The following is a 24,496-nucleotide window of genomic DNA, read 5'->3' as shown; positions in this document are numbered from 1 at the left end:
GTCAGCTCCCCTGGCGGTACCGGGTGGTCTTGTCCCAATGCAGCTCGCGCCGCAGCATGGCGTCCACCACCACCTGGTTGAAGATGGCCCGCGAAACCGTCAGCGCGCTGACAAGGAAGCCGAAGTAGTTGAAGGGCAGCAGCCGAATCCGCTTTCGATTGCCGTCGAGATACACCGCGGCCGCAATTTCGAAGAATGCCGCGAAGTTACCCAGCGTCCCGTACGCCATCAGCGCCAGGGCAAAGATGATGGCCCCCTGGAGCGGAAAGCCCGTCATATAGAACAGCAGGATGGCCAGCGCCCAGCCGGCCAGCAGGATGGGCGCCATCAGATAGATGCCGAGCAACGCGACACCATCCAATTTTTCAAACAGCCCGCACCCCTGGAACTTCACGATCTTCCAGACATGGCGATAAAGTGCCTGGTTGTGCCCCTTGGTCCATCGCATGATCTGCCTGACCCGCACGGGCCATGCCTCGGGCACTTCCTCGTAGCACTCCGACCAGTTCTGATAGATCGTCCTCCAGTTGCCAAGCAGCAAGCGATACGTAAGATCGGTATCTTCGGCAAGGACGTCGTCGTGCCAGCCGCCAACACTTTGCAACGCCCGAAGCCTGATGCCGCCGACCGTGCCGCCATACTGCGGCACGAGTCCGAGATTCATGCGCGCTTGCTGGTCGACCTGATACCCGCCGGAACGCTCGAGATCAAGTAGTCTGGTCAGCAGATTGCGGCCGAGGTTCAGCGGCACGACACGGCCCATCGTGGCACCCACTTCTGGATCAAAGAACGGCGCCACGAGCTGCTTGAGCAAGCCTGCCGGCGGCAAGTAGTCGGCATCGAAGACTACGATGACCTCGGCTGTCACCCACCTGCAAGCATCCTTGAGCGCCGCAGCCTTGCCGGGTTTCCCACCGGTTCTGTGAAAAGGAACGATGCGTCCAGGATGGCGTTGAACGAACTCGTCGATGATCTCCCGCGTCAGGTCGCTGGAGCGATCGTTCACGGGCATGATCGTGAGCCGGTCTGCCGGATAGTCCGCACGCAGCAGGCACGCCAGCGACCCTGCGATGACCGCCTCTTCGTTATGCGCAGCCACAAGCACCGTCAGTGTCGGCCAGTTTGCAACGTCGACGTCCAGGTACGGATGCCGCTGCCGGCCAAAGAGCCGGTTCAGCGTGAAGAGGTAGTGCCTCACCGCATAGAACGCGACGAGGCCGATCACCAGTGCCAGCAGCGAGGTGATAGAGGTCACGGCCCAGTCACCCATGCCGGGGCCATCGGCTGGATTGCCGGCCGCCCGCAACGGCGGGGGAAGCCTGCTTTGTGAGTCGCGGGGCTCGTCTTCAAGGTTGGGGGATGGCCTGTCTACGAGCCCCGCTCCCGCGACAATCTGAGTGCGCTCGATGGATGCAGGAACTCCGTGCACACTTTCGGCCGCAGCGCGGACAACAACCTTGCCGTCCGCGCCCGGAGACGCCTGAGCCGTACCGGCCAACAGTGCGCCGAGCAACACGATGGGCCACAACGATCGGGGCGTGGCAGTGACATGAGCGATTGCGGTGCCGGCGGCCTTCGGCATCGCGCTCTTGTCGCTCGAGAACATTGACATCACTGCCCCCCTTCTTGCGCTCTCGTCTGGTGTTAATGCTTACCGCTGATGAATGTCAGAGAGTTGCCTGCACCTGCCGTCACCAGCCAGTTGGTCGTATCCCACGTCACCGTTGCCACGCCTTGGGTCACGACTGGCTGGTTATAAGCCGACATTGGCAATACCCAGGTCTGATCGACCAACCCTGCAGCATTGCTCGCCTGGAATTGCCACGCATTGCCTGTATCGGTGGCTGTCCAGGCAGTTTGCTGCCGCCGCTGCGAGAACTTGGACAGGGTGTCCATCGTGTACCAGTTGAATAGACCCGCCGACTTATACGTCGTGGCTTTCGTGAACAGCGCACTGAGAACGGTCGGATAGTCCACGGCGCCGAGCGGGTGCATGTAAATCAGCCGGCTGGTCCGATTCTTCACCACAAAGTCCATCAACTGGCTGTACCAATTGATGATGCTGGTTGTGGGCACCTTGAATTCCTCAAATTCCTCAAACGTCGCGTACTTTCCGAACGGCATCACCGGGAAAGCGCGGATCGTCTGGTTCAGCAACGCACCGTTGCGATAGCTGCGTGTGGGCGCCATGCCGGTATGCCCCACGAAGTAATAGCCACTGTTGCCATTCGATTCGAGCCAGTCGATCGACCATTGCGGCGTATTGCCTTGTGGCGCGGCGTACTCAACGGTCGGTCTGCCCGTCACGGCTTCCACCGACTGTTTGTTCAGGACGAGGTACTGCGTGAACGTGGACGCGTTGGTTTCGCTGGCGTTGTCGCCCCAGTAGTCGTGGATCCAGCCGCCATGATTGCCAATGACGTGCCCCTTGGCGAGGAGGTATTGCACCAGTGACTGAGCCGTCAGGTTCTGCGACAGATTGATCCCGAGACCATCGCCGAACGTGATTTGATCAGGACCGGCTGTAATCACGATCGAGAACGGGCCGTTATTCTTGAAGATCCCCCAGCTTTTGAGTTTATAGGCCGGAGCGATCTGGTCTTCAGCGCAAAAGTGCATGTTGAGCACAAAGCCTGCCATGCCCTTGGGTTGTGCCGACAGCCGCGGCATTTGCATCATGTTGCTGCCGAAATAGCGCAGGAATCCGTGCATCAACATGCCGTCGGTCTGTCCCTTGAGGTAAGTGAGAGGCGTATTGACGAACAGCACTTGCCCTGCGCCGAAATTCCGCAAACCAGCCACGAGCCCGAAGTTGGGTGAAGTCAGCATGGTGGTTCCGGCGTAGGTACCTTGCGTCACGAAACTTGGGTACGTCAGGAAGCCATAAACGTAGCCCGAAATGCCCTCGACCGGATCCGTTGAAGATGTCGTCGTCCAGGCCATTGATTTCCCCGGAGGGACCTGGATCGTGCGCAACGTGCTGCTCAACCCCGTGACCGGCCCGAGTCCGATCATGTTGCCCAGCAACGTGTCGTAGAGCACATAGGAAACCCCAGCGAGGTTGCTGAACCGGCTTTGCCCTGCCGAATAGAAGCCCGTGGTCGTCAGCGCTCCGAAGTCATATACCAGCATGACCTTGCCACCCTGGTTCGCGTAGGTCTCGACTGCGGCGACCAAGGAATCGCTGGCATTCGGGTGCACCATATCGGGCAGGATCACCCCCGGGAACTGTGCGGGCGTGACACCCTGAAGAAACTGTGTATCTGTGACCAGGGTGATCTGCAGGCCTTCCTCTAACGCGGCGTCGAGCCACGCTGTCACACGCGGATCGGTCGGCGAGAACGTATCCGGCACCAACATGGCGATTTGATTGGTGGCGGCGCGGGCTGGTGCAGGCGTAGCCAAGACCAGGACCGTTAATGCCAGGACACCGAGTCGTGTCAGCATGGAACAGAGATTTCGGAACACGGTTGCCTCCAAACACGATGGAATTCATTGGGGCGTGCCAGGCATCGCTGCCTATCCAAGCAAGCACCCCGGGGTGCACCTACCTCCGACCGCCCGTCTCAACCACGAAACGGCGCGAAGCCAGAAAGGAAAAACTAATTCGAACCGGAGTCATGAACCGGAGCCAGTTTGTAGCTGCCCGACTTGACCTTTTGACCAACCACCGCATGCTTGGGCATGGTCTTCTTGAACTGGTGCTGCAGCGCCCTGATCTTGGCGGGGTTTTCGTCTTCGACGTTGAAATCAAACTGCCTGCCATGGTCGTAGCCCTTGACCCCACCTGGATTCGATGGGTTTGCCGGCAGATACATGGTTGGCCCCGACATCGCCTCCGACGCCTCTTTCGACAGCGCATCGGCGCCGGCAGCTCCTGCTGAAGCCAGTGCACCGGCAACACAGATCGCTGCTGCCGCTATGGTTATTGCCTTCATGATCCCTTCCTCCAGATTTCAGCCTGACCGGGCAGGCGAACAGCGCGCGGGCCTGTGCGCCTGCAATTCGGCTTTCCTGCCTGCGCATCAAATTGGTGGACGCGGATGTCTTCATCCGGGTGCCGTCCCTGCAGAACACTGACGATCCGCTCACTTGCATGACCGTCACCAAACGGGTTGTGTGCCCGAGACATGCGGGCGTATTCGTCACGGTCTTTGAGCAGATGCTCGACCGCAGCGACGATCCGGTTTGTGTCGGTGCCGACCAGTCGCGCGGTACCGGCTGCAATGGCTTCCGGGCGCTCGGTCGTTTCGCGCGTCACAAGAACCGGTTTGCCCAGGGCCGGCGCCTCTTCCTGAATCCCGCCGGAATCGGTCACGATCAGATAGGCCGTCGACATCAGGAACACAAACGGGAGATATTCCTGCGGCCCAATCAGGTGAATGCTGGGATGCCCGTTCAAGATGGCGTTGACCGGCGCGCGCACCAGAGGATTCAGGTGAACGGGATAAACGATCTGGATGTCATCGTTCCGATCTGCCAGCCTGCGCAGTGCCGTACAGAATCGAGCGAACGGCTCTCCGAAATTCTCCCGCCGATGTCCTGTCACCAGCACCAACCGGCGAGCCTCGTCGAGAAACGGATAGCTGCGCAACAGCCTGGTGCGGATCAGCGCATCCGTATCGATGCGTTGCTTGATCTGGAGCAGCGCGTCGATACCGGTGTTGCCGGTGAGGCTGATCCGTATCGGATTGACACCTTCGCCCAACAACGTTTTCAGCGCCTGCTTCGTGGGGGCGAAATGCCACGACGCCATGATGTCCGTCACGCGTCGGTTCATTTCTTCGGGCCAGGGGGCGCCCAGGTTGCCCGTGCGCAGCCCCGCCTCGACATGTCCGATCGAAACGTTGCGGTAGAACCCGGCGAGTGTGGCCGCCAGCGTCGTGGTGGTATCGCCATGGACGAGCAACACGTCCGGCATGTATTGGTCGAGCACGGCATGCACACCGGACAGCACCCTGGTTGTGATGTCGGTCAAGCTCTGCCCGTTACTGATGACATTGAGATCGAAATCCGGAACGATCTCGAAAAGCTCGAGCACTTGATCCAGCATTTGCCGATGCTGGCCTGTCACGCACACCCGCAGGTCGAAAGCGGATGAGTTGCGTAGCCGGTGAATCAGCGGCGCCATCTTGATGGCTTCGGGGCGGGTTCCGAATACGGCGAGAGCTTTACGCATGTTGAAGGGTCTCCAGTGTCAGCTTGTGCCCAACCATGACTGCGCTCACAGTGGAGTCCCGCCAGAAGCATCTGGATGAAAGCCCTTGACGCGCGACACACGGCGCCCTCTACCGGCGTCCGAGCCGTACGCGATCCTTCCCCCACCTTGCACATTGGTGCTCATGGCTACCCCATTTGATTTTTCGAGCGGGTGAACCCAATGGCTTGAGATGCGACATCAGGCACCACCGCCTGCGCGACGATGGCTGTCGATGCGTTGTTCCCCGCCTCGCTTGCTGCGAGAAAGAACGCGAGGACTGTGCCAATGTCTGCGAAGCCGCGCTGTTAAGCGATGCGGCTTCCAGCACGAGCATCCGAGCAGGCTACATGCGCGCCGAGATGTTGCACGAGTGAACGAAAGCTGAACTCGGTAGCGATGCGGCGATCATGGTCACGGCATGCCATGCATATCGGCGGCGCGCGACACTCGTCCACGCAGCCGATTTGGCCGCCCTACAAACGATGGAAGTGTTGAGCCGTCAGGCGCCGGAGATTCGGCTTAGGCGCGCGGGTGGCTCAATTTGCGCGGCTCGCACATGCGTTGCCGCTCGCGTCGCGTAGCAAAAGTGTTGTGACCAGACAAGGCCTTGTCGCACAACGCTTTGCCGAACACGGGAAGCTCACAGGGGCGATGGCCCGCCCAGACGCACCCCACGCGATTCGGCACGATAGTGAGATTGCCTCCGGCCGATGCGAGCCTGACCGCTTTATCGGCAAAAGCGGTCTCGCCAACCTGCGCGGATACGTTGCAGCGCTGAAACACGAAGCCGCGCTCGAAGCGCGGCTTGCGAGGACTAGCGCGCGGGCGCGGGCGTCAGAACTGCTCCCAATCGCATGCGTCGCTGGAGACCGCAGCCAGGGCAAGCTTGATCGGATCGGATTCGGTTGTCACGGCAGAAGCTGCCGATGGGGCGGGAACTTGCTTCGCAGGCGCTGCGGCGAGCTTGCGCGCAGCGCGCAGTGCAGGCGTCGCAGGCGCTGTTGTCACGGCAGCCTTGCACGGCGCCAGATTGGCAACGGTGCCGGACGCGGACGACACAGTGGCAGAGGCTTTCGGCGCTGGCACCGCGGTGGCCGCCTCTTCGACCAGCGCCGCGTTCTGCTGCGTCACCTCGTCCATCCGCGTGACAGTCTGGTTGACCTGCTCGATGCCCGCGCTCTGTTCGTCAGAGGCAGCGCTGATCTCGCACATGATGTCGGTCACGCGCTTGACGGCCACCTCCACCTCGTCGATGACCCCGCCGGCTTCCGTCACCAGGGTCGAGCCATTTTCAACGCGGTCGACCGAATCGCTGATGAGTTCCTTGATCTCCTTGGCGGCCGTCGCGCTGCGCTGCGCCAGGCTGCGCACCTCGCCTGCCACCACGGCAAAACCGCGGCCCTGCTCACCAGCGCGTGCGGCTTCCACGGTGGCATTCAGCGCCAGGATGTTGGTCTGAAAGGCAATGCCTTCGATCACGCCGATGATGTCGGCAATCTTCTTGCTGCTGTCGTTGATGCCAGACATCGTTTCGATGACCCGGCCCACCACCTCGCCGCCCTTGACGGCGATGTCCGATGCGTTGCCGGCAAGCTGGCTGCCTGGCGCGCGTTGTCGGCGCTCTGCTTCACGATGCTGGTCAGCTCTTCCATGCTGGAGGCGGTCTCCTCCAGCGAGCTGGCCTGTTTTTCCGTGCGCTGCGACAAGTCCATGTTGCCGGCGGCGATCTGCTTGGTCGCGCTGGCGATCGAGTCGCTGCCGCCGCGCATGGTCTCGATGGTGCGGATCAGGCCGCGCTGCATGTCGATGAGGCCCTGGGTGAGCGCGCCCATCTCGTCCTGGCTGGTGACCGTGACGTGCTCGGTCAGGTTGCCGCGTGCGATCTCGCCAAAGTGGCCGAGCATGTGCGACAGCGGCACGCAGATCGCGCGGTGCAGGCCGAAGGCACAGCCCAGCGCAGCGGCAATCCCCACCACGATCGCGCCAATGGTCGGCATCAGGAAATTGTGCGATCGGGCCACTGCGGCTTCATAGGCCGCAGTGGCCTGTTCGGTTTGGCTGCGGTCAAGCGCGTCTGCAGCGGCAGTCAACGCCACCGACAGCGGCGGAATCGTCTTGATGACTGCCGAGTCGACGGCGGCGGCGTCACGCGCGCGCAGCGCGATGATGGGCGGCTCGATGCCGTCGCGGAAGAGCGCGGTGCGTTTGGCCTGCACCTCGGCGGCCAGGCGGGATTCCTCCGCGCTCATGGGCAGCGCCGAGTAGCGCTTCCAGGCATCGTCCGACTTGGCCCGATAGGTCTCGGCCTTCTCGATGGTGGCCGGCACGTCAGCCGCGTCGATGTGGAACACCGCGCGATCGAGCGTGGTACGAACAATGGCGGCGTTCAACCGCGCCTTGCCGATCAGCCCAGCGAAGCAAGCTGGTTGGTGTAGATCTCTTTAATCGTCGCGTCAGACGCGCGCATGCCGACCACGCCGATGGTGCCAATGGCGGCCAGCAGCACGGCAAGCAGCGCCAGTGCGGCGTTGAGTCGGAAACGGATGGAAAGTCGATTGAGCGTGGAAGTCGAAGCGAGTCATCGCAACGGCGACATCGGCCGGTCCGCGCCGTTGCTGAAGCCTGGAGCGGACCGGCCTCCCATGCGGGGGCGATGTGGTGAGTGCTTAGTAAGGCACTGCCATGTTGTTGTCAATCCGAGCGCGATCACCTGGGCGCAGGCCGTTCGGATTGTTCTGCGTGAGCGTAGCGACCGAGTTGTCGTTCAGGCGCAGAACCACGCGGTAGGTCTGGCCAACCACGGTATTGCCTTCCACGGCGTTGCCGGCCATGGCCCCGGCCACCGCCCCGCCGATGGTGGCCACGGTGTTGCCGCGGCCGCCGCCCACCTGGTGGCCCAGCAGACCGCCCACCACGCCGCCCAGCACTGCGCCCACGCCGGATGGCTGCCCACGCACCGGCACGGCGTCGATGCGCTCGACCACGCCATAGCGGTTGTCGGCTGACGCCTGGTAGGCCGGTGCGGTGTTGCTCGGGTATGGGGTATAGCTCGGCTGCGAATACACGGGCGCCGGCGCCGGCTGCTGCGATGGATACGGTTGCGGATAAGGCTGGGGCGCATTCGGATCGTAGCTGCCATAGCCGCCGTTGTAGCCGTTGTCATATCCGTTGGCATAGCCACTGGCCGGCGCGGAACTGTAGGTCGTACCGCCATAGCTGTTGCCGTAGTTGCCACCGTAGGTGGAACTGCCGGCTGCGTAGCCCGCGCCATAGCCTGCGCCATAACCGGTGTAAGGCGGCGCAGTGACGCAGCCCGTCAGCCCGGCCGCCGCTGCGGCCAGTACCACCGCTGTCACCCACCGCCCTGTGCGTACCGCCTTGTTCGTTGCTTGCATGATTGATCTCGTCATGTGGACGAGGCGTCTGGTCCGGACCGTCCGTCTTCGTACGGCCGGCGGCAATGCACCTCTCGCCGCAAAGTCTATGCCGCAGCACTGCTAACCCGTGCAACCAAACCTGCTCATTGGTAACGGCGTGTAACCGCACCGTGCTCAGGGCTTCCGGCGCATCGTACGAGGGGCGCGCTATGATCGCCGGGCGCCGTGCGCGGCACTTCCTGCAAACCAGATTGGTTGCCCTCCACGTACGACGCCCCCCCCTCTTCTCCTCACCATGCACCCGACGCTGCTGATCCTGATTGCGATGACGCCCGACAACGTGGCGCAAATCGGCCAACATTTCCACGTCATCCACGCCCCCACCCGCGCCGAGCGCGATACGACCATCGCCCGCGATGGGCACAACGTACGCATCGTGCTCACCAACGGCTCAACCGGCCTGACCGCGGCTGAAATAGCCGCCATGCCCAAGCTGGAACTGGCCTGCGCGCTGGGCGCCGGTTACGAGAACATCGACGTGCAGGCTGCCCGGGCACGCGGCGTCGTAGTCGCCAACGGCGCCGGCACCAACGATGCCTGTGTGGCCGACCACGCCATCGGCCTGCTGCTGGCCACGGTGCGCGGTATCCCGAAGCTTGACCGCATCACGCGCGATGGCGTCTGGCGCGACGACATCCCGCTGCCGCCCGGCGTCTCGGGCAAGCGCCTGGGCATTGTCGGGCTGGGCACCATCGGCCAGCAGATCGCGCGCCGCGCAGCGGGCTTCGACATGCAGATCGGCTATCACAATCGCGCACCGCGCGAAGGGGTGCCGTACCGCTACTTCAATGTGCTGAAGGACATGGCCGAGTGGGCCGACTTCCTGATCGTCGCCACGCCGGGCGGCGCGCAGACCAGGCACCTGATCAACCATACGATTCTGGAAGCGCTGGGGCCGCACGGCTATGTGGTAAACATCGCGCGCGGCAGCGTGGTGGACACGGTAGCCCTGGAAGCAGCCATCCGCGCGGGCAAGCTGGGTGGCGCGGGGCTGGACGTGTATGAGAGTGAACCGAAGCCGCCCGCCGGGCTGCTGGACCTGGAGCAGGTCGTGCTGACGCCGCACGTTGCCGGCTGGTCGCCGGAGTCGGTGCAGGCAACGGTGGATCGCTTTCTGGAAAACGCCCGCCGGCACCTGGCGGGCGAGGCGGTGGTGTCCCCGGTTTAAGCAAGCGCCTGTACCGGGGACAGGCCAATCACGCGATCAGGTCGCCGGCCGCTTCATCTGGCACGACGTCGGCTGAGCCCCCAGGTGCGGCTCGAGCGTGACGTCGGTACGCCAGCCGTAGCCGGTGTTCTCCTGGTCGTACTTGATCTTCTTGCCGTCGGCCTTGACCCAGGTGGTCACATACAGCGTCTGCTGCGCCTGGTGATCGGTCTTGCGCATCTCGACCGGGCCGTTCAGGCTGTCGACCGTCATGCCTTCCATCACCTTGGCGACCTTGGCGGGCTCGGCCGAACCTGCGGTCTTGACGGCCTTGGACAGGAAGGCGAGACCGGTGTAGACGTCAGCGTTGAAGAAGTCGTCGTTGTACTTCTTCTTGAAACCGTCTAGCACGGCGTTGGTCTTCGGGCTGCCGTCGTTGGGCGCGAAGTAGCTGATGACCTTCACGCGGTCGGCACCCGAGGCGCCCATTGCCGTGGGCACACCGGTGGTGCCGGCGTAGTACGTGTAGAAGTTGGTATTCAGGCCCGCATCCTTGGCCGCGCGAATCAATAGCGCCAGGTCGCTGCCCCAGTTGCCGGTGATGACCGTATCCGCACCAGAGGCACGAATCTTCGCCACGTACGGCGAGAAGTCCTTCACCTGCGCCAGCGGATGCAGATCCTCACCCGCGATCTGGATATCCGGGCGCTTGCGCTTGAGGTATTCCTTGGCCGCGCGCGCCACCTGGTGACCAAACGAATAGTTCTGGTTCAGCAGGTAGACCTTCTTGATGTTCTGATCCTTCGCCAGATAGGTCGTCAGGGCCTCCATTTTCATGTCGGAGTTGGCGTCCAGCCGGAAGTGCCAGTAGTTGCACTTGCTGTTGGTCATGTCCGGATCGACCGCTGCGTAATTCAGGTAGATGATCTCCTTGCCCGGATTGCGGTCGTTGTACTTGGCAATCGCCTCCTGCAGCGCCATCCCCACGCTGGAGCCATCGCCCTGCGCGACATAGCGGATGCCCTGGTCGGTGATCTGCTTGAGCAGCGTCAGGCTCTCTTGCGGCGAGACCTTGTTGTCGAAGCCGACGACTTCGAACTTGGTGCCGTTGCCGCTCCAGTTCTGCTGGTTGGCCAGATCAGCCGCGTATTGCCAGCTGCGCAACTGGTTCTGGCCCAGCGCGCCCATCAGCCCGGACAGCGGGTCGATCCAGGCGATCTTGACGGTCTCGGCGTGAACGGTGCTCGCGCAGAATGCGCCAGCCGCCGCGCCCGCCATGGCCGCCGCGCGCAGCGCAACTCGAAATGCCTTCATGCAAATGTCTCCTGATGTCTTATCGTTGGACGCCGTGCAGAAGGCATTGTCGAGCATGGTTCTTGCACAACACCGCAAACCAAGGCTTGCGGCAGCTCGATCCTTCCATACACAAACGTATGTGCATGGTAGAAGTGCGTTTGCTGCGGTGTCAACTCGCGCAAACCTGGGGGCGCAAGTACGCCGTAAGCGCTGGACAGCGGTGTCAGCACAGCTAGAATCCGCCTTCATCTCCACGCCGCACGAGGTGCGCATGCCCTCTTCGCTGATCGACGAACACGATGGCCCCGTCGATGCTGAAGCCCCCGCCCCCACAGCGCCGCGCGCGCAGCTTACGCCCGATGACTGGGTGCGCGCGGCGGCCGATCTGCTCGTCACCAAGAGCATCGACGCCGTGCGCGTGGATGTGCTCGCCAAGCAGTTGGACGTAACGCGTGGCAGCTTCTACTGGCACTTCAAGAACCGGGATGATCTGCTGCATCAGGTGCTGCAGGACTGGAGCGAGCGCACGCGCGTCGGCCCCAAGCTGGAGCGGCAGAACGCCTCGGTGCAAGGCTTGGTGCGCGACCTGCTTGTGCTGCCTTTTCGTGGTCGCAGCGCGCGCCGCACGGCGATGATCGAATTCGCCATCCGTGCCTGGGCCCGCCGCGACCCGATGGCGCAGCAAGCCGTCGATGCTGTGGATGAACACCGCATGGATTACTACATCCGGCACTTCCGGGCGATCGGCTTTACGCGCAAGGACGCCAAGACGCGCGCCTTCATGCTCTACGCCTACCAGCTCTCCGAGGCCACACTCTGGAACCAGGGCAGCAAGCCCGATAAAGACGCACGCCGCCGCTTCTTTGAAGACACGCTGCTAGCCGGCGCGCCGCCCGAGGATTAACGCAACCCGGCACAGGAACAAATCGTGCTGCATCGCGCGCGTGCCCTCTTGAATGCGCCGCGATGCCCGACTCGCCTGTTTTTCCTCCATCCGATCTGCCCAGCCGGCTCGACCGTTTGCCATGGAGCCGCTTTCACACGCGCGTGGTCGTGGCGCTGGGCATCACGTGGCTGCTCGATGGGCTGGAGGTGACGCTGGCAGGCGCCGTGGCGGGCGCGCTCAAGCAAAGCCCCGCGCTGCAGCTCAGCAATGCGCAGGTGGGCGTCACCAGCAGTGCGTATCTCGCCGGCGCCGTACTCGGCGCATTGCTGTTCGGCTGGCTGACGGACAGGCTCGGGCGGCGCAAGCTGTTCTTCGTCACGCTGGGCGTCTACATCTCGGCCACGCTGGCGACGGCATTCTCGTGGAATTTCGCCAGCCTCGTTGCCTTTCGCGCGCTGACGGGCGCAGGCATCGGCGGCGAATACGCGGCCATCAATTCCACCATCCAGGAACTGACGCCAGCACGCGTGCGCGGCTGGACGGACCTCGCCATCAACGGCACGTTCTGGGTGGGCGCGGCGCTGGGTGCCGGGGCCTCGTTGTGGCTGCTGAACCCGGCGCATCTGCCCATGGATACCGGCTGGCGGCTGTGCTTCTTCATCGGCGCGGTGCTGGGGCTCATCATCCTGATCATGCGCCTCTGGATTCCCGAAAGCCCGCGCTGGCTCATCACACGTGGCCGCCACGACGAGGCGCAGACCATCGTCTGCCGTATCGAAGATGAGATCGCCATGCGTGGACACCGCTTCGACGATGCACCGCTGCCCGTGTTGCGCCTGCGTCAACGTAAGCACCCTGGTTTGGCGGAAGTTGCGCGCGTGCTGTTCGTGCGGCACCGCCGGCGCGCGCTGGTGGGTCTAGCGCTGATGGCCGCGCAGGCCTTCTTCTACAACGCGATCTTTTTCACCTACGCGCTCGTGCTGACGGATTTCTATGACGTGCCCGCCACCAAAGTCGGCACCTACCTGCTGCCGTTTGCGCTGGGCAACTTTCTCGGTCCGTTGCTGCTCGGCAGACTGTTCGACGTGCTCGGCCGACGCACGATGATTGCCGCTACGTATGCGATCAGCGGCGCGCTGCTGCTGGCCAGCGGCGCGCTGTTCAAAGCCGGCGTGCTCGACAGCGCCACGCAGACGCTCGCGTGGACGGTGGTGTTTTTCTTCGCGTCGGCCGCCGCCAGTTCGGCCTACCTGACGGTGAGCGAGACCTTCCCGCTGGAAGTACGCGCGCTGGCCATCGCGCTGTTCTATGCCGTGGGCACAGCCCTGGGCGGCGTAGCCGGCCCCGCGCTGTTCGGCTGGCTGATCGACACCCACGAGCGGGGCGCCGTATTTGCCGGCTACGCGCTGGGTGCCGTGCTGATGCTGCTGGCAGCCACCGTGCAGGCCTGCTGGGGCACTGCGGCCGAACGCAAACCGCTCGAACACGTGGCTGCACCGCTGTCGATGGACGATGGACCAGCTTGACCTGCTGCAAGTCGGCAGCGATGGGCTCGCATATACTGCGCGCTGTCCTTTCTGCTGTTTTCCTGTTTGCCGGAGACACCCATGCCTGACGCGACGTACGACAACCAGAACATCTTCGCCAAGATCCTGCGCGGCGAGCTGCCCTGCATCAAGGTGTACGAAGACGACCACACCATCGCCTTCATGGACATCATGCCGCAGGCCGACGGCCACGTGCTGGTGCTGCCCAAGGAAGGCGCAGCGCAGTTGTTCGACCTGTCGGACGAGGCGGCCGCTTCCGCCATCCGCACCACGCGCAAGCTGGCCCGCGCCGTGCGCGCTGCCTTCACGCCGCCGGGCATTGCCATCTTCCAGCTCAACGGCAGCGCTGCCGGCCAGACCGTGCCGCATGTGCACTTCCACGTGCTGCCGCGCTACACCGATACGCCGCTGCAGCCGCACGCCCGCGTGCAGGCCGACCCGGACAAGCTCAAGGCCCTCGCCGAGAAGATCATCACCGCGCTGCAAGCCGAGTAAGCGCCACGGCTACGGCGCAGCGGATGGCATTGCGGTCGCCGTCTGCGCCGCTGCTCCCTCCCGTCCGGCGTCATGCCCGGCATCTCGCCGATAGGCGAGGCGATACAGCACCGGCAACACCAGCAGCGTCAGCGCCGTCGACGACAGAATCCCGCCGATCACCACCGTCGCCAGCGGGCGCTGCACCTCGGCGCCGGTGCCGGTCGCCAGCGCCATCGGCACGAAGCCGAGCGAGGCCACCAGCGCCGTCATCAACACCGGGCGCAGGCGCGTGAGCGCACCTTCGCGCACAGCTTCGTCGACTGACTTTCCGCCCTCGCGCAGGCTGCGGATGAAGCTCAGCATCACCAGCCCGTTGAGCACCGCCACGCCGGAGAGCGCAATGAAGCCCACCGCTGCCGAGATCGACAACGGAATGCCCCGCAATGCCAGCGCCAGGATGCCGCCCGACAGTGCAAACGGAATGCCGGAGAACACCAGCAGCCCGTCCTTCAGGTTGCCGAACATCATGAACAGCAGCGCGAGCACCATGGCCAACGCCAGCGGCACCACCACCTGCAGGCGTTCGGTGGCGGACTCCAACTGCTCGAACTGCCCGCCCCAAGCCATCCAGTAACCCGTCGGCAGGCGCACCTGCGCATCGAGCACGGACTGCGCCTCCTCCACGAACGAAGCGATGTCGCGCCCGCGCACATTGGCGCTGACGACGATACGGCGCTTGCCATCTTCGCGGCTGACCTGGTTGGGGCCGGTGACTTCGTTGAGCGTGGCAACGTCCGACAGCGGCACATAGCCCTGACCGCCCGGCAGCACCAGCGGCAGGCGGCCCAGCGCGGCCGGGTCGCTGCGCGAAGCTTCCGGCAGGCGCACGACAATGCCGAAGCGGCGGTCGCCCTGGAACACCGTGCCTGCGTCCTTGCCACCAATGGCGGCGGACACGGTGTCCTGGATCGCGCCGATGGACAGCCCATAACGCGCGGCCTTATCGCGGTCGATCTCCACGTTGAGGAACGGCAGACCGCCGGTCTGTTCGATCTTCACCTCGGTGGCACCGGTCAGCTTGCCGAGTTGCGCGGCCACGCTCTTGGCCTGCGCTTCCAGAACGCTCATGTCATCACCAAAGAGCTTGACGGCCACATCGCTGCGCACGCCGGAGATCAGTTCGTTGAAGCGCAACTGGATCGGTTGCGAGAACTCGTACGCGTTGCCGGGCAGCGCTTCCACCGTGGCTCGGATGTCGGCGAGCAACTGGTCGCGCGTACGCCGACCCTGGCGCTTGCCGTCGGGGCCGGCGGGCCAGTCCTTTTCGGGCTTGAGCATGATGTAGCCGTCGGAAATGCTGGGCGGCATCACGTCGGTCGCCACCTCGGCGGTGCCGGTGCGGGCGAAGACGCGCTCGATCTCGGGAAACTTCGCCTTGAGCGCGCGCTCGATCTGCATCTGCATCTCCAGCGATTGCGCCAGACCTGTGCCGGGCACGCGCATCGCCTGAATGGAGAAATCGCCTTCGTTCAGGTTGGGCACGAATTCCGCACCCAGGCGCGTGGCCGCCACCAGCGAAACCGTCACGGCCACCGCCGCAAACGTCAACACCACGGCGGGCGTGGCCAACACGTGTTCGAGCAACGGCGCGTACATGCGGCGTGCCCAGTCCATCAGGCGGTTTTCCTTTTCGGCAACGCGCTCGCCGATGAACAACGCCACAGCCGCCGGCACGAAGGTGATGGAGAGGATCATGGCCGCCGCCAGCGCCAGCACCACCGTGATCGCCATCGGGTGGAACATCTTCCCTTCCACGCCCGAGAGCGCAAAGATCGGCAGGTACACGACCATGATGATGAGCTGCCCGTACAGCAGCGGGCGGCGTGCCTCGCGGGCGGCTTCGAACACCTCGTCAAAGCGTTCGGCGCGTGTGAGAGGTCGGCCGCGCGCCTCCTGCGCATGAGCCAGGCGCCGCACGCAGTTCTCGACGATCACCACGGCGCCGTCAACGATGATGCCGAAATCCAGTGCGCCCAAACTCATCAGGTTGGCGCTCACGTTGGCCGACACCATGCCGCTGAACGTCATCAGCATCGACAGCGGAATCACCAGTGCCGTCAACACGGCTGCACGCAGGTTGCCCAGGAAGAGGAACAGCACCGCCATGACCAGAATGGCGCCTTCCAGCAGGTTTTTCTTGACCGTGGCGATGGCCTTGTCGACGAGCACGGTGCGGTCGTACACCGATTCCACGCGAATGCCTGCCGGCAGCGTCTTGCGAATCTCCTGCATGCGCTTGTCGACTGCCTGTGAGACGGTGCGGCTGTTCTCCCCCATCAGCAGGAAGGCGGTGCCCAGCACGACTTCGCGCCCGTTGCTGGTGGCCGCGCCCGTGCGCAGTTCGCTGCCGCTTTCGATGGTGGCGACGTCGCGCAGGCGTACCGGCGTGCCGTTCGGGCTGGCCAGCACGACGTTGCCGATGTCGTCCGCATCGCGCAACTGCCCTGGCGCGCGCACGAGGTATTGCTCGCCCTTGCGCTCGATGTAGCCGGCGCCGACATTGGCGTTGTTGCGGTCCAAAGCGGCCACCACATCGGCCAGCGTCAGCTTGTACGAGGCGAGCCGCTCGGGGCTGGTCGCCACCAGGAATTCCTTGGCAAACCCGCCGATGGTGTTCACTTCAGTCACGCCCGGCACGTTGCGGATCTGCGGACGGATCACCCAATCCTGCAGCTCGCGCAGGTCGGCAGGCGTGTAAGCCGTGCCGTCGGGCTTGCGCGCGCTGGTGTCGGCCTCGACCGTCCACAGATAGATTTCACCCAAGCCGGTGGAGACCGGCCCCATGCTCGGCGAAATGCGGTCGGGCAACTGCTCCTTGGCAGCCTGCAGGCGTTCGCTCACCAACTGGCGTGCGAAGTAGATGTCGGTGCCTTCCTTGAAGATCACGGTCACCTGCGACAAGCCGTAGCGCGAAAGCGAACGCGTCTGCTCCAGCTTCGGCAGCCCGGCCATCGCCGTTTCCAGCGGATAGGTAATGCGCTGCTCGGTTTCCAGCGGCGAGTAGCCCGGGGCCGGAGTGTTGATCTGCACCTGCACGTTGGTGATGTCGGGCACCGCATCGATCGACAGGCGCGTGTAGCTGACTGCACCGAATGCAGCAGCAACCAGCACGGCCAACAGCACCAGCCAGCGCTGGGCGATCACGGTGCGCAAGAGGCGTTCAAACATGGCGCCTCCTTTTAGTGGCCGTGATCGGCGGACTTACCGGCCTCGGCCTTCAGCACGTAGCTGTTGGCAGCGGCGTAGCGTGTGCCGGCAGGCAGGCCATCGAGAATCTCCGTCCAAGCGCCGTCGCTGCGGCCGGCCTTGACGGGGCGTACCTCGAAGCCAGCCTGCACCGGCACGAACACGGAGGGCTTGTCGTCAACCGTCTGCACGGCATCGGCGCGCACGGCCACGGGCACCTGCACGCGGCCCGATTCAACTGCCACGTTGACGAACATGCCCGGGCGCCACGCCAGCTTGGGGTTGTCGAGCGTGACGCGCGCGGGGGCGGTGCGGGTCTGTTCGCCCAGCAGTGCGCCCACGTACGACACCTTGCCCTGCACGGCTGTGCCGGTGGCGATGGCGCGCACGGTGGCAGCGGCGTTGGTCGTCACGGCCTCCAGGTCTTTGGCCGTGACCGAAAAATCCGCCCACACGATGCGCAAATCGGCCACGGTGAAGACGGCGGTTTCTGCCTGCACGGCCTCGCCCTGCGAAAGGTGCTTGGCCACCACCACGCCATCGAACGGCGCGCGCAGCTCGAACCGGTTCAACGCCGAACCTGCCGGCGCTGCGCCGATGGCGGTCAGCTTCTGCCGCGCATTGTCAGCCGCGATACGCGCTTCCTGCAACGCGGTGCGCGCTTGCTGATAGTCCTGCTCGGCGGCAATGCCCTGCTCCCACAGGCGCTTCTCACGCGCATGCGTCTCTTGTGCCAACGCCAGCCGTTGCTGTGCGGCCTGCAGCTCACTGCGTTGATCGGACAGCGCAGGGCTCGACAGGACGGCCAGCAATTGCCCTTGCTTGACCGGCTGGCCTAGTTTCACCTCCACCTTTTCCGCCACGCCCACCACGCGCGGCACCACGTGCGCGGTGCGGTCTTCGTTCAGACGGATCTCGCCGGGCAGCACGACTTCCGTGCGCAGCTCGGCTGCGCCTGCGGTCTCCACGCCGATCTGCGCATTGGCGATCGCCTCCGCCGTCATGGCGAGCGTTTCGGCATGTGGTGCTTCAGCTTGCTCGGCGGCCGGCACGGGTGCCGCTTCGGCTTCGGTCGATGCGGCTTGCCGTGCGCCCATGCCGAACCACAGCCCGGCGGCGGCCAGCGCGCCCAGCACGACGATGAGCGCGATGGCGCGCCGTTGTTGCGGTGGAAGTGTCATGTCAGCAAAGAAAGAAATGTCGGATCACCGGCCGAGGATGCGATCGATACCGGCTGCCGCCTGATGCGCGCGCGAAAGCGCGGCCAGGTATTGCGCGCGTGCCTGGAACAGCGTGCGCTGAGCGTCCAGCACGTCGAGGAAGTTGAACTTGCCGGCATCGAAGCCAATGCGGGCGGCGTCGTAAGCGCGCTGGGCGCCGGGCAGCACGTCCTGTCGCAGCGACTGCACGGCGGTGCGGGCGGCATCGAGCCGTGCCACGTCCTGTGCGAGCGTGGCGTTCTGTGCGAGCTGCAACGCGCGGTAGTCTTCGAACGCCTTGTCGGCCAAGCGCTGCGCTTCGAGCAGGTTGCCCTGGTTGCGATCGAACAACGGCAGCGGTACGGCAATGCCGAGCACGGCCATATTGTTGTTTGCGGCGCTGTCGCGCTTTGCCCCAACGGTGAGTGTCACGTCAGGCACGCCCTTGCTGCGCTCGACATTGGCGAGTGCCTGGCGGCGGTCGATCTCCAGGCGGGCGCGGACGGCACGTGGGGTGTTGTTCAGCGTGCTGGCGGCCTGGCGCGCTTCGGACGGCACGGCAGGCAAGGTCTCGGCACTGCCATCGGCTTCCGGCACGGCCAGCGCCCCGCCCCAGAACGCTGCCAGCGCGCGCTGTGCAACCAGCAATTCGGTGCGCGCATCGCGCAGCTCGATGGCAGCGCTGGCGCGGGCGACACCCGCCTTGGTCTGCTCCACGGGCGACACCTTGCCGGCCTGCACGCGCCGCATTGCGGCGGACTCTGCCTGAACGGCCAGCGTATCGGATGCCTGCGCAAGCGTCAGCCGCTCCTGGGCGATCAGCAGATCGAAGAACGCGCGTGTCACGTCAGCGCGCAGTTCGGCACGCAGCACGGCAGCGTCCTGCGTGGTGGCGTCGCGCGTCAGTTCCGCCGCACGCGTGCGGGCCGCGCGCTTGCCTCCAAGTTCCAGCGGGATATTGAGTTGCGCCGTCATCGTGGCCCGATCGCGGCGCACGTCTTCGGTTGTGAAGGCGGCCTCCGGATTGCGCAGGCGGCTGGCCTGGTCAAGCGCGCCCTCGCTGGCCGCCATCTCGTAGCCGGCGGCAGCCAACGCGGGATGCGTCTGCATGGCGCGCTCGACGGCCTGTTGCAGCGTCACGCGCTCGGCTTGGCCCGGGGCTGCATCGGCGGCCATGGAAAGCGCCACCGGAGCAGCAAGGTCAGTTGCCGCCACGACAGCCAAGGGAGCGGCCAGCAGACAGGCCAAGGCCGCTCCCACGGGCCGTTCAAGCCAGGAGTTGCGAAGCATTACGCGATCGCGCCATCGGTGTATGGATCGCGCTTGCTGCCCAGACCGCCATCCGTGTACGGATCACGCGGGCCGACGCGCGCTTCGAGCACGACCTGCGCAGCGGTGCCGTCCGTGTACGGGTCGCGCGCGCCAGTCTTGGCGCCATCGGTATAGGGGTCACGCGCGCCGACCTTGGCCAGCGGCGCAGCCATCGACTTCATCTGCAAGTCGCTGCAGGCGTCGTGACGGTCTTGCGCGGCCACAGCAGCGCCCGCTGCAAACATTGCGGCCAGAGCGGCCAGTGGCAGCACACGTTGGAATCGAATTGCCATGATGATCTCCTTCGAAAGACCTGACACCAGCAGGAACAATGAGGGGGGCGGTGTCAGTGCGGCCAGTCTAGGGAGGGGTGCGCCACGCGGGCATGACCCGAAAATGACAAACTTGTCATGTTCGTTCCCGTGCGGGGTGTTTTGGCATATCGTGGCGGGCATCGGCAGCCAAGGTGGGCGCGAAAAGCCCACCACTTTCATCATGCGACTGCTCATCGTCGAAGACGAGCCCAAGGCGGGCGATTACCTCCTCAAGGGCCTGACGGAATCCGGCTTCGTGGCCGACCTCGCCCGCACCGGCACAGATGGCCTCTTCCAGGCCATGGAACACGACTACGACCTGATCGTGCTCGACGTCATGCTGCCCGGCATGGACGGCTGGCAGGTCATCCAGGAACTGCGCCGCCAGAAGAGCACGCCGGTGCTGTTCCTGACCGCACGCGACGAGCTGCCTGACCGCCTGAAGGGCCTGGGGTTGGGTGCGGACGATTACCTCGTCAAACCCTTCGCCTTTGCCGAACTGGTGGCGCGCGTGCGCACCATCCTGCGGCGCGGCCCGATGCGCGAGAGCGAGATCATCGAAATCGCCGACCTCTCCATCGACACCGTCAAGCGCCGTGTCACGCGTGCCGGCCGCAGGATCGACCTGACCGCCAAGGAATACGCGCTGCTGCACTTGCTGGCGCGCCGCGCGGGCGAAGTGCTCTCGCGCTCGCTGATCGCTTCGCAGGTGTGGGACGTGAACTTCGACAGCAACACCAACGTGGTCGACGTGTCGATCCGCCGCCTGCGCGCCAAGGTGGACGACCCGTTCGAGCACAAGCTGATCCACACGTTGCGCGGCATGGGCTACGTGCTGGACGAAGCGGCCCGCTGATGCGCTGGCCCGCGTCGCTTGCCGGCCGGCTTGTGCTGGCTTTCGTGCTGGTGGCATCGGTCACGCTCACGGCCGCCGGCACGTATCTGTACTACGCGCTCAATGCCCAACTGCGCGCGACTGACGATGCGATGCTGCTCGGCAAGATTTCGCAGTTGCGCCACCTTGCCAGCGAGGCGGCGAGCGCCGACGACCTGGTGCGCACCGCGCACCGCTACACCGACGTGATTTCCGGCCACGATGGGCTCATCCTGCGCATTGCCACGCCCGAGGGGCGCACGCTGGTTGAAGTGAACCCCGAAGGGGAACCGGTGACAATGCCGCCCGTCATCCGGTCCGAGGACACGCCTTCGGAATCGGCCGTGCATGCCTGGGAGTCGCGAGGCGGCATCGCGTCACGCGCGGTGGCAGGGCAAGCATCGCTCGGGCAGACTAACGCGAAGGTCATTGTGCTGGTCGCGCAGGACGGCGATAGCCGCGCCGCGCTGCTGGCCAGCTACCGGCGCCACATCGTTTTTGCGGTCGTTGGCGGGGTGGCCGCGGTGGCGCTGCTGAGCCTGCTGCTGGTGCGCAGCACGCTGCGTGGCCTGGCGCGCATTGGCAGGCAGGCCGCATCGGTAGTCCCAAGCCAACTCGATACGCGCCTCAAGATCGAGGGGGCGCCGCGCGAGTTGGCCGACCTGCTGGCCTCGCTCAACGCCATGCTCACGCGCCTGCAGGACGGCTTTGCACGGCTCTCGCAATTCTCGGCAGATCTGGCGCACGACTTCCGCACACCGCTGGCCAACCTCGTCGGCCAGACCGAGGTCACGCTCGCCCACCCGCGCACGGTGGAGGAATACCGCAGCGTGCTCGAATCCAACCTGGAGGAATACGCGCGCCTGTCGCACATGATCGAGGACATGCTGTTCCTCGCCCGCGCCGACCACACACGCGTGGCGCTATCGGTGGCGCCACTCGACGCGCGGCACGAGATCCAGGTGCTGGTCGACTACTTCGAGGCCGTGGCCGCCGACCGCGACATCGCCATCCACGTGATCGGAGACGCTCAGGTGCGAGCCGATGCAACGCTGCTGCGCCGGGCGATCAACAACCTGCTCGACAACGCGCTGCGCCACACGCCAACCGGCGAGCGCATCGACGTGGTGGTGGAGCATCTGCAGCCAGACACGGCGGGAATGCAAAGCATCGCGATTGCCGTGTGCAACCCAGGGCCGGGCATTCCGGCCGCGAGCTTGCCGCTGCTGTTCGAGCGGTTCTACCGGGGCGACCCTTCGCGGGCTCAATCCAGTGGGCAATCCAGCCAGTCCACCGGGTTGGGACTGGCCATCGTCAAGACCATCATGGACCTGCACGGGGGGTGGGTGCAGGCCAGCAGCCCGCCGGGTGGGCGGACCGAGTTCCGGCTGGTGTTTCCGGTTTAGCGCAAGCGCCTTACGTACCGATGCGCAGCGCCGACGGCGTGCGTGTCGCATCTTGCCCGTCGTCACGCAGCACCTGGCGATACGCGGCGGCCACCAGCAGGCCGATGAAGCGCAGCAGGCGGCGCGGGGCGTTAACGTCTTCCGTCACTGCAAAGCGAGCGGGAATGCCGCCGGCGGGTTCACCGGAGAGCCAGAAACGCACGCCCGCCGGCACATCGATCGACTGGCCGGGCTTGAGCCAGAGATCCTGCAACTGGTGTTCCTGCGTGACCCACAACAACCCGGCCTGTGCGGCGATGGTTTGGGCCCGTGCCGACCGCCAGCTCACCGGCACGCCCGGCCGGTTCAGTTCGAAGATCCTGATTTCGCGCATGATGGAGACTCCATGTGCCGGGGTTCGTGGTGGAAGTTTTTATGGGGACTGCGGATCGGCACGACTCCATCTTGCGCGGCGGTTCAGGGCATTGACATGAACAGTTGCGAACAGTTTTGCTGAACTGTTCAGCATCTTTCACGGACAGTTCAACCAGCCGCCTGCTGCACCAACCGGTGATAGAACCGGATCAGCTCCACCAGGTTGGCTTCGGTAATCCGCTCGTTGGTCCCGTGAAAGCGCGGCAGATCTTCCGGCTTGGCGCGCACCGGCGAGAAGCGGTACACATGGTCCGCAATCCCGATCATGTGGCGCGAATCCGTGGCGCCGATCATCAAGCCAGGTGCGACCACGGTGCCCGGAAACAGCTCGCGCACGGTCTTGTTGATCAATTGGTACGACGCCGATTGCGTGGGTGACACGGGCGAGGCCTCGCTCACGCCCGGCAGCGTGCTCAGCTCGAACTTGCCTTTGGGGGCGGCGGCCTTGGCGGCGTTCTCCACGTGTTCGGTTACCGACGCGACGGTATCGCCCGGCAGCAGGCGGAAGTTGACGGTGGCCTCAGCGCGGCCGGGCAGCACGTTGTCCTTGTTGCCGGCCTGGACGACGGTGAGTGCCGTGGTCGTCCGCAGCATGGCGCTGGAGCTGGCGGACGCCTCCAACTGCTTCTGCACCATCGGCCCGAACAGCCACAGGTTGGACAGCGCAACACGGCTGAAGCCCTGCATCTCGGGCGCCAGCGTCTCGAACATCTCCTGCGCAACACCACGGATGCCGGACGGCAGTTGATCATCGTCCAGGCGCTTGAGCGCGGCACTCATCATGGCGATGGCACTCTGCCCATGCGGCGGCGGCATCGACGAATGTCCTGGCGTGGCCGATACCTTGAGCTGCACGGAGAGGAAACCCTTCTCCGCCACCCCGATCAGCGCGGCCGGCTTGGCCAGCCCCGGCAGCACGCCTTCGGTAATCAGCAGCCCTTCGTCGATCACGAAATCCAGGCGCTCGCCGCGCGCCTTGAGCAGCGCGGCGATCTGCTTGGCGCCACGCTCGCCGCCCACTTCCTCGTCGGCGCCAAAGGCCAGGTGGATCGTGCGGCGCGGCTGGAAGCCGCTGGCGGTCAGCAGTTCGATGGCCTCCATCTGCGAGATCAGGTTGCCCTTGTCATCCCACGCACCGCGCCCCCAGACCATGCCATCTTTCACCACGCCATCAAAGGGCGGCTGGGTCCAGTCGCCTTCGGTGCCGGGGGCGATGGGCACGACGTCCTGGTGCGCCATCAGCATGATCGGCGGCAGCGACGGGTCGGAGCCCTTCCACGTATAGAGCAGCGCGAAATCGCCGACCTGCTCGCGCTGCAGTACGGCATGCGCCTTGGGATAGCGCGCCTGGAGCATGGCGTGCAGTTGCCGGAACTGGTCGGCGTTCAGCTGAGCATCGGTAGCGCTGGAGACTGTGCGAGCGCGCACGGCCTCGGCCAAGTGCGCCGCGGCGGCTGCGCCATCCACCGCCACCGGCGCCACGGCCGGCACCTCAAGCTGGCGCGAGCCGTGGCGCCAGGTATTGATGGCCACGCTGGCGGCCAGCACCACCACAACCGCGACGACCGCCAACAGCAGACGGCCCACCACTCGCCCCTTCATTGCGCCACGGCTTTTGAGGAACACCTTCATCGCCTCCCGCTCCTTGAGAATGAATTGTTGTACTGGCCGGTAAAGTCCGGCCCGGGGTCGCCAGTATCACTGCAACTCGGTGCAATCGCCACCACTCGGCGGGGTGGGTT

General features: G+C 64.8%; 18 protein-coding genes and 1 pseudogene. 6 read left to right on the top strand and 13 right to left on the bottom strand.

Annotation, left to right across the window (positions count from 1 at the left end; translation table 11 throughout):
* Position 1: 1 nt before the first annotated feature.
* From B4F51_RS19110 to B4F51_RS19085, 6 genes and pseudogenes are all read right to left on the bottom strand, one after another.
* Entirely contained in the window at positions 2–1,270 is a 1,269-nt protein-coding gene (locus tag B4F51_RS19110) for a glycosyltransferase family 2 protein (RefSeq protein WP_296228144.1), read from the bottom strand.
* 374 nt (positions 1,271–1,644) lie between these two features.
* Positions 1,645–3,447: a polysaccharide deacetylase family protein gene (locus tag B4F51_RS19105; protein ID WP_296228081.1), complete on the bottom strand. Its 1,803-nt coding sequence runs from the start codon at positions 3,445–3,447 to the stop codon at positions 1,645–1,647.
* A 155-nt stretch (positions 3,448–3,602) separates the two neighbouring features.
* Positions 3,603–3,938, bottom strand: a complete 336-nt coding sequence (locus tag B4F51_RS19100; protein ID WP_296228079.1) for a hypothetical protein — start codon at positions 3,936–3,938, stop codon at positions 3,603–3,605.
* Positions 3,935–5,179: a non-hydrolyzing UDP-N-acetylglucosamine 2-epimerase gene (gene wecB, locus B4F51_RS19095; RefSeq protein ID WP_296228077.1), complete on the bottom strand. Its 1,245-nt coding sequence runs from the start codon at positions 5,177–5,179 to the stop codon at positions 3,935–3,937. Before wecB ends, B4F51_RS19100 begins: the two co-directional genes overlap by 4 nt.
* Before the next feature lie 855 nt (positions 5,180–6,034).
* A pseudogene (locus B4F51_RS19090) lies at positions 6,035–7,745 on the bottom strand (methyl-accepting chemotaxis protein).
* Positions 7,746–7,866: 121 nt separating this feature from the next.
* Complete coding sequence (locus B4F51_RS19085) at positions 7,867–8,595, bottom strand: glycine zipper 2TM domain-containing protein (protein WP_296228075.1); 729 nt, start codon at positions 8,593–8,595, stop codon at positions 7,867–7,869.
* Positions 8,596–8,872: 277 nt separating this feature from the next.
* Here B4F51_RS19085 and B4F51_RS19080 point away from each other — a divergent pair, with 277 nt between their 5' ends.
* On the top strand, positions 8,873–9,805 hold the full coding sequence (locus B4F51_RS19080; protein ID WP_296228073.1) for a 2-hydroxyacid dehydrogenase: 933 nt from the start codon (positions 8,873–8,875) through the stop codon (positions 9,803–9,805).
* A gap of 36 nt (positions 9,806–9,841) precedes the next feature.
* On the opposite strand, the gene B4F51_RS19075 is transcribed toward B4F51_RS19080, so the two are convergent.
* A complete protein-coding gene (locus B4F51_RS19075) occupies positions 9,842–11,062 on the bottom strand; it encodes a branched-chain amino acid ABC transporter substrate-binding protein (RefSeq protein WP_296228143.1) in 1,221 nt (406 codons plus the stop codon).
* Positions 11,063–11,351: 289 nt separating this feature from the next.
* Between B4F51_RS19075 and B4F51_RS19070 the strand changes: the two genes are divergently transcribed.
* From B4F51_RS19070 to B4F51_RS19060, 3 genes are all read left to right on the top strand, one after another.
* The gene (locus B4F51_RS19070) at positions 11,352–11,984 is read left to right on the top strand and encodes a TetR/AcrR family transcriptional regulator (protein WP_296228071.1); all 633 of its coding nucleotides are present in this window, start codon (positions 11,352–11,354) and stop codon (positions 11,982–11,984) included.
* Between the two features lie 62 nt (positions 11,985–12,046).
* A complete protein-coding gene (locus B4F51_RS19065) occupies positions 12,047–13,492 on the top strand; it encodes an MFS transporter (RefSeq protein WP_296228069.1) in 1,446 nt (481 codons plus the stop codon).
* Between the two features lie 81 nt (positions 13,493–13,573).
* Positions 13,574–14,008: an HIT family protein gene (locus tag B4F51_RS19060; protein ID WP_296228067.1), complete on the top strand. Its 435-nt coding sequence runs from the start codon at positions 13,574–13,576 to the stop codon at positions 14,006–14,008.
* A 9-nt stretch (positions 14,009–14,017) separates the two neighbouring features.
* On the opposite strand, the gene B4F51_RS19055 is transcribed toward B4F51_RS19060, so the two are convergent.
* From B4F51_RS19055 to B4F51_RS19040, 4 genes are read right to left on the bottom strand one after another with little or no spacing between them, the layout of a single operon-like run.
* On the bottom strand, positions 14,018–17,218 hold the full coding sequence (locus B4F51_RS19055; RefSeq protein ID WP_296228066.1) for an efflux RND transporter permease subunit: 3,201 nt from the start codon (positions 17,216–17,218) through the stop codon (positions 14,018–14,020).
* 11 nt (positions 17,219–17,229) lie between these two features.
* Positions 17,230–18,417, bottom strand: coding sequence for an efflux RND transporter periplasmic adaptor subunit (locus B4F51_RS19050; protein WP_296228064.1), 1,188 nt, complete (start codon positions 18,415–18,417; stop codon positions 17,230–17,232).
* Positions 18,418–18,441: 24 nt separating this feature from the next.
* Positions 18,442–19,725 (bottom strand): TolC family protein, encoded by a 1,284-nt coding sequence (locus B4F51_RS19045; RefSeq protein WP_296228062.1) that lies wholly within the window; start codon positions 19,723–19,725, stop codon positions 18,442–18,444.
* Positions 19,725–20,039: a hypothetical protein gene (locus tag B4F51_RS19040; protein ID WP_296228061.1), complete on the bottom strand. Its 315-nt coding sequence runs from the start codon at positions 20,037–20,039 to the stop codon at positions 19,725–19,727. The genes B4F51_RS19045 and B4F51_RS19040 overlap by 1 nt, the downstream gene beginning before the upstream one ends.
* A 202-nt stretch (positions 20,040–20,241) precedes the next feature.
* Here B4F51_RS19040 and B4F51_RS19035 point away from each other — a divergent pair, with 202 nt between their 5' ends.
* Positions 20,242–20,916: a heavy metal response regulator transcription factor gene (locus tag B4F51_RS19035; protein ID WP_296228060.1), complete on the top strand. Its 675-nt coding sequence runs from the start codon at positions 20,242–20,244 to the stop codon at positions 20,914–20,916.
* A complete protein-coding gene (locus B4F51_RS19030) occupies positions 20,913–22,340 on the top strand; it encodes a heavy metal sensor histidine kinase (RefSeq protein ID WP_349676311.1) in 1,428 nt (475 codons plus the stop codon). The genes B4F51_RS19035 and B4F51_RS19030 overlap by 4 nt, the downstream gene beginning before the upstream one ends.
* 10 nt (positions 22,341–22,350) lie before the next feature.
* On the opposite strand, the gene B4F51_RS19025 is transcribed toward B4F51_RS19030, so the two are convergent.
* Both B4F51_RS19025 and B4F51_RS19020 read right to left on the bottom strand, forming a co-directional pair.
* Positions 22,351–22,713 (bottom strand): DUF2917 domain-containing protein, encoded by a 363-nt coding sequence (locus B4F51_RS19025; protein ID WP_296228055.1) that lies wholly within the window; start codon positions 22,711–22,713, stop codon positions 22,351–22,353.
* Between the two features lie 149 nt (positions 22,714–22,862).
* Positions 22,863–24,386 carry a M20 family peptidase gene (locus B4F51_RS19020; RefSeq protein WP_296228050.1) on the bottom strand — a complete coding sequence of 508 codons (1,524 nt, stop codon included), beginning with the start codon at positions 24,384–24,386 and terminating at the stop codon, positions 22,863–22,865.
* Between the last annotated feature and the right edge of the window lie 110 nt (positions 24,387–24,496).

Origin of the sequence: Ralstonia sp. UBA689 (assembly GCF_002298975.1) — a bacterium.
In the GTDB taxonomy this organism is placed as follows: Bacteria; Pseudomonadota; Gammaproteobacteria; order Burkholderiales; family Burkholderiaceae; genus Ralstonia.
Note: the sequence above shows the minus strand (reverse complement) of the source record. Positions and strands in the feature narration are given on the sequence as shown.

What these genes read in the sequence shown, in the direction of transcription:
- B4F51_RS19055 (WP_296228066.1), bottom strand. Translation starts at nt 17,218, where the DNA reads ATGTTTGAACGCCTCTTGCGCACCGTGATCGCCCAGCGCTGGCTGGTG.
- B4F51_RS19100 (WP_296228079.1), bottom strand. Translation starts at nt 3,938, where the DNA reads ATGAAGGCAATAACCATAGCGGCAGCAGCGATCTGTGTTGCCGGTGCA.
- B4F51_RS19070 (WP_296228071.1), top strand. Translation starts at nt 11,352, where the DNA reads ATGCCCTCTTCGCTGATCGACGAACACGATGGCCCCGTCGATGCTGAA.
- B4F51_RS19075 (WP_296228143.1), bottom strand. Translation starts at nt 11,062, where the DNA reads ATGGCGGGCGCGGCGGCTGGCGCATTCTGCGCGAGCACCGTTCACGCC.
- B4F51_RS19020 (WP_296228050.1), bottom strand. Translation starts at nt 24,386, where the DNA reads ATGAAGGTGTTCCTCAAAAGCCGTGGCGCAATGAAGGGGCGAGTGGTG.
- B4F51_RS19080 (WP_296228073.1), top strand. Translation starts at nt 8,873, where the DNA reads ATGCACCCGACGCTGCTGATCCTGATTGCGATGACGCCCGACAACGTG.
- B4F51_RS19050 (WP_296228064.1), bottom strand. Translation starts at nt 18,417, where the DNA reads ATGACACTTCCACCGCAACAACGGCGCGCCATCGCGCTCATCGTCGTG.
- B4F51_RS19025 (WP_296228055.1), bottom strand. Translation starts at nt 22,713, where the DNA reads ATGCGCGAAATCAGGATCTTCGAACTGAACCGGCCGGGCGTGCCGGTG.
- wecB (WP_296228077.1), bottom strand. Translation starts at nt 5,179, where the DNA reads ATGCGTAAAGCTCTCGCCGTATTCGGAACCCGCCCCGAAGCCATCAAG.
- B4F51_RS19045 (WP_296228062.1), bottom strand. Translation starts at nt 19,725, where the DNA reads ATGCTTCGCAACTCCTGGCTTGAACGGCCCGTGGGAGCGGCCTTGGCC.
- B4F51_RS19065 (WP_296228069.1), top strand. Translation starts at nt 12,047, where the DNA reads ATGCCCGACTCGCCTGTTTTTCCTCCATCCGATCTGCCCAGCCGGCTC.
- B4F51_RS19035 (WP_296228060.1), top strand. Translation starts at nt 20,242, where the DNA reads ATGCGACTGCTCATCGTCGAAGACGAGCCCAAGGCGGGCGATTACCTC.
- B4F51_RS19085 (WP_296228075.1), bottom strand. Translation starts at nt 8,595, where the DNA reads ATGCAAGCAACGAACAAGGCGGTACGCACAGGGCGGTGGGTGACAGCG.
- B4F51_RS19110 (WP_296228144.1), bottom strand. Translation starts at nt 1,270, where the DNA reads ATGGGTGACTGGGCCGTGACCTCTATCACCTCGCTGCTGGCACTGGTG.
- B4F51_RS19105 (WP_296228081.1), bottom strand. Translation starts at nt 3,447, where the DNA reads ATGCTGACACGACTCGGTGTCCTGGCATTAACGGTCCTGGTCTTGGCT.
- B4F51_RS19040 (WP_296228061.1), bottom strand. Translation starts at nt 20,039, where the DNA reads ATGGCAATTCGATTCCAACGTGTGCTGCCACTGGCCGCTCTGGCCGCA.
- B4F51_RS19060 (WP_296228067.1), top strand. Translation starts at nt 13,574, where the DNA reads ATGCCTGACGCGACGTACGACAACCAGAACATCTTCGCCAAGATCCTG.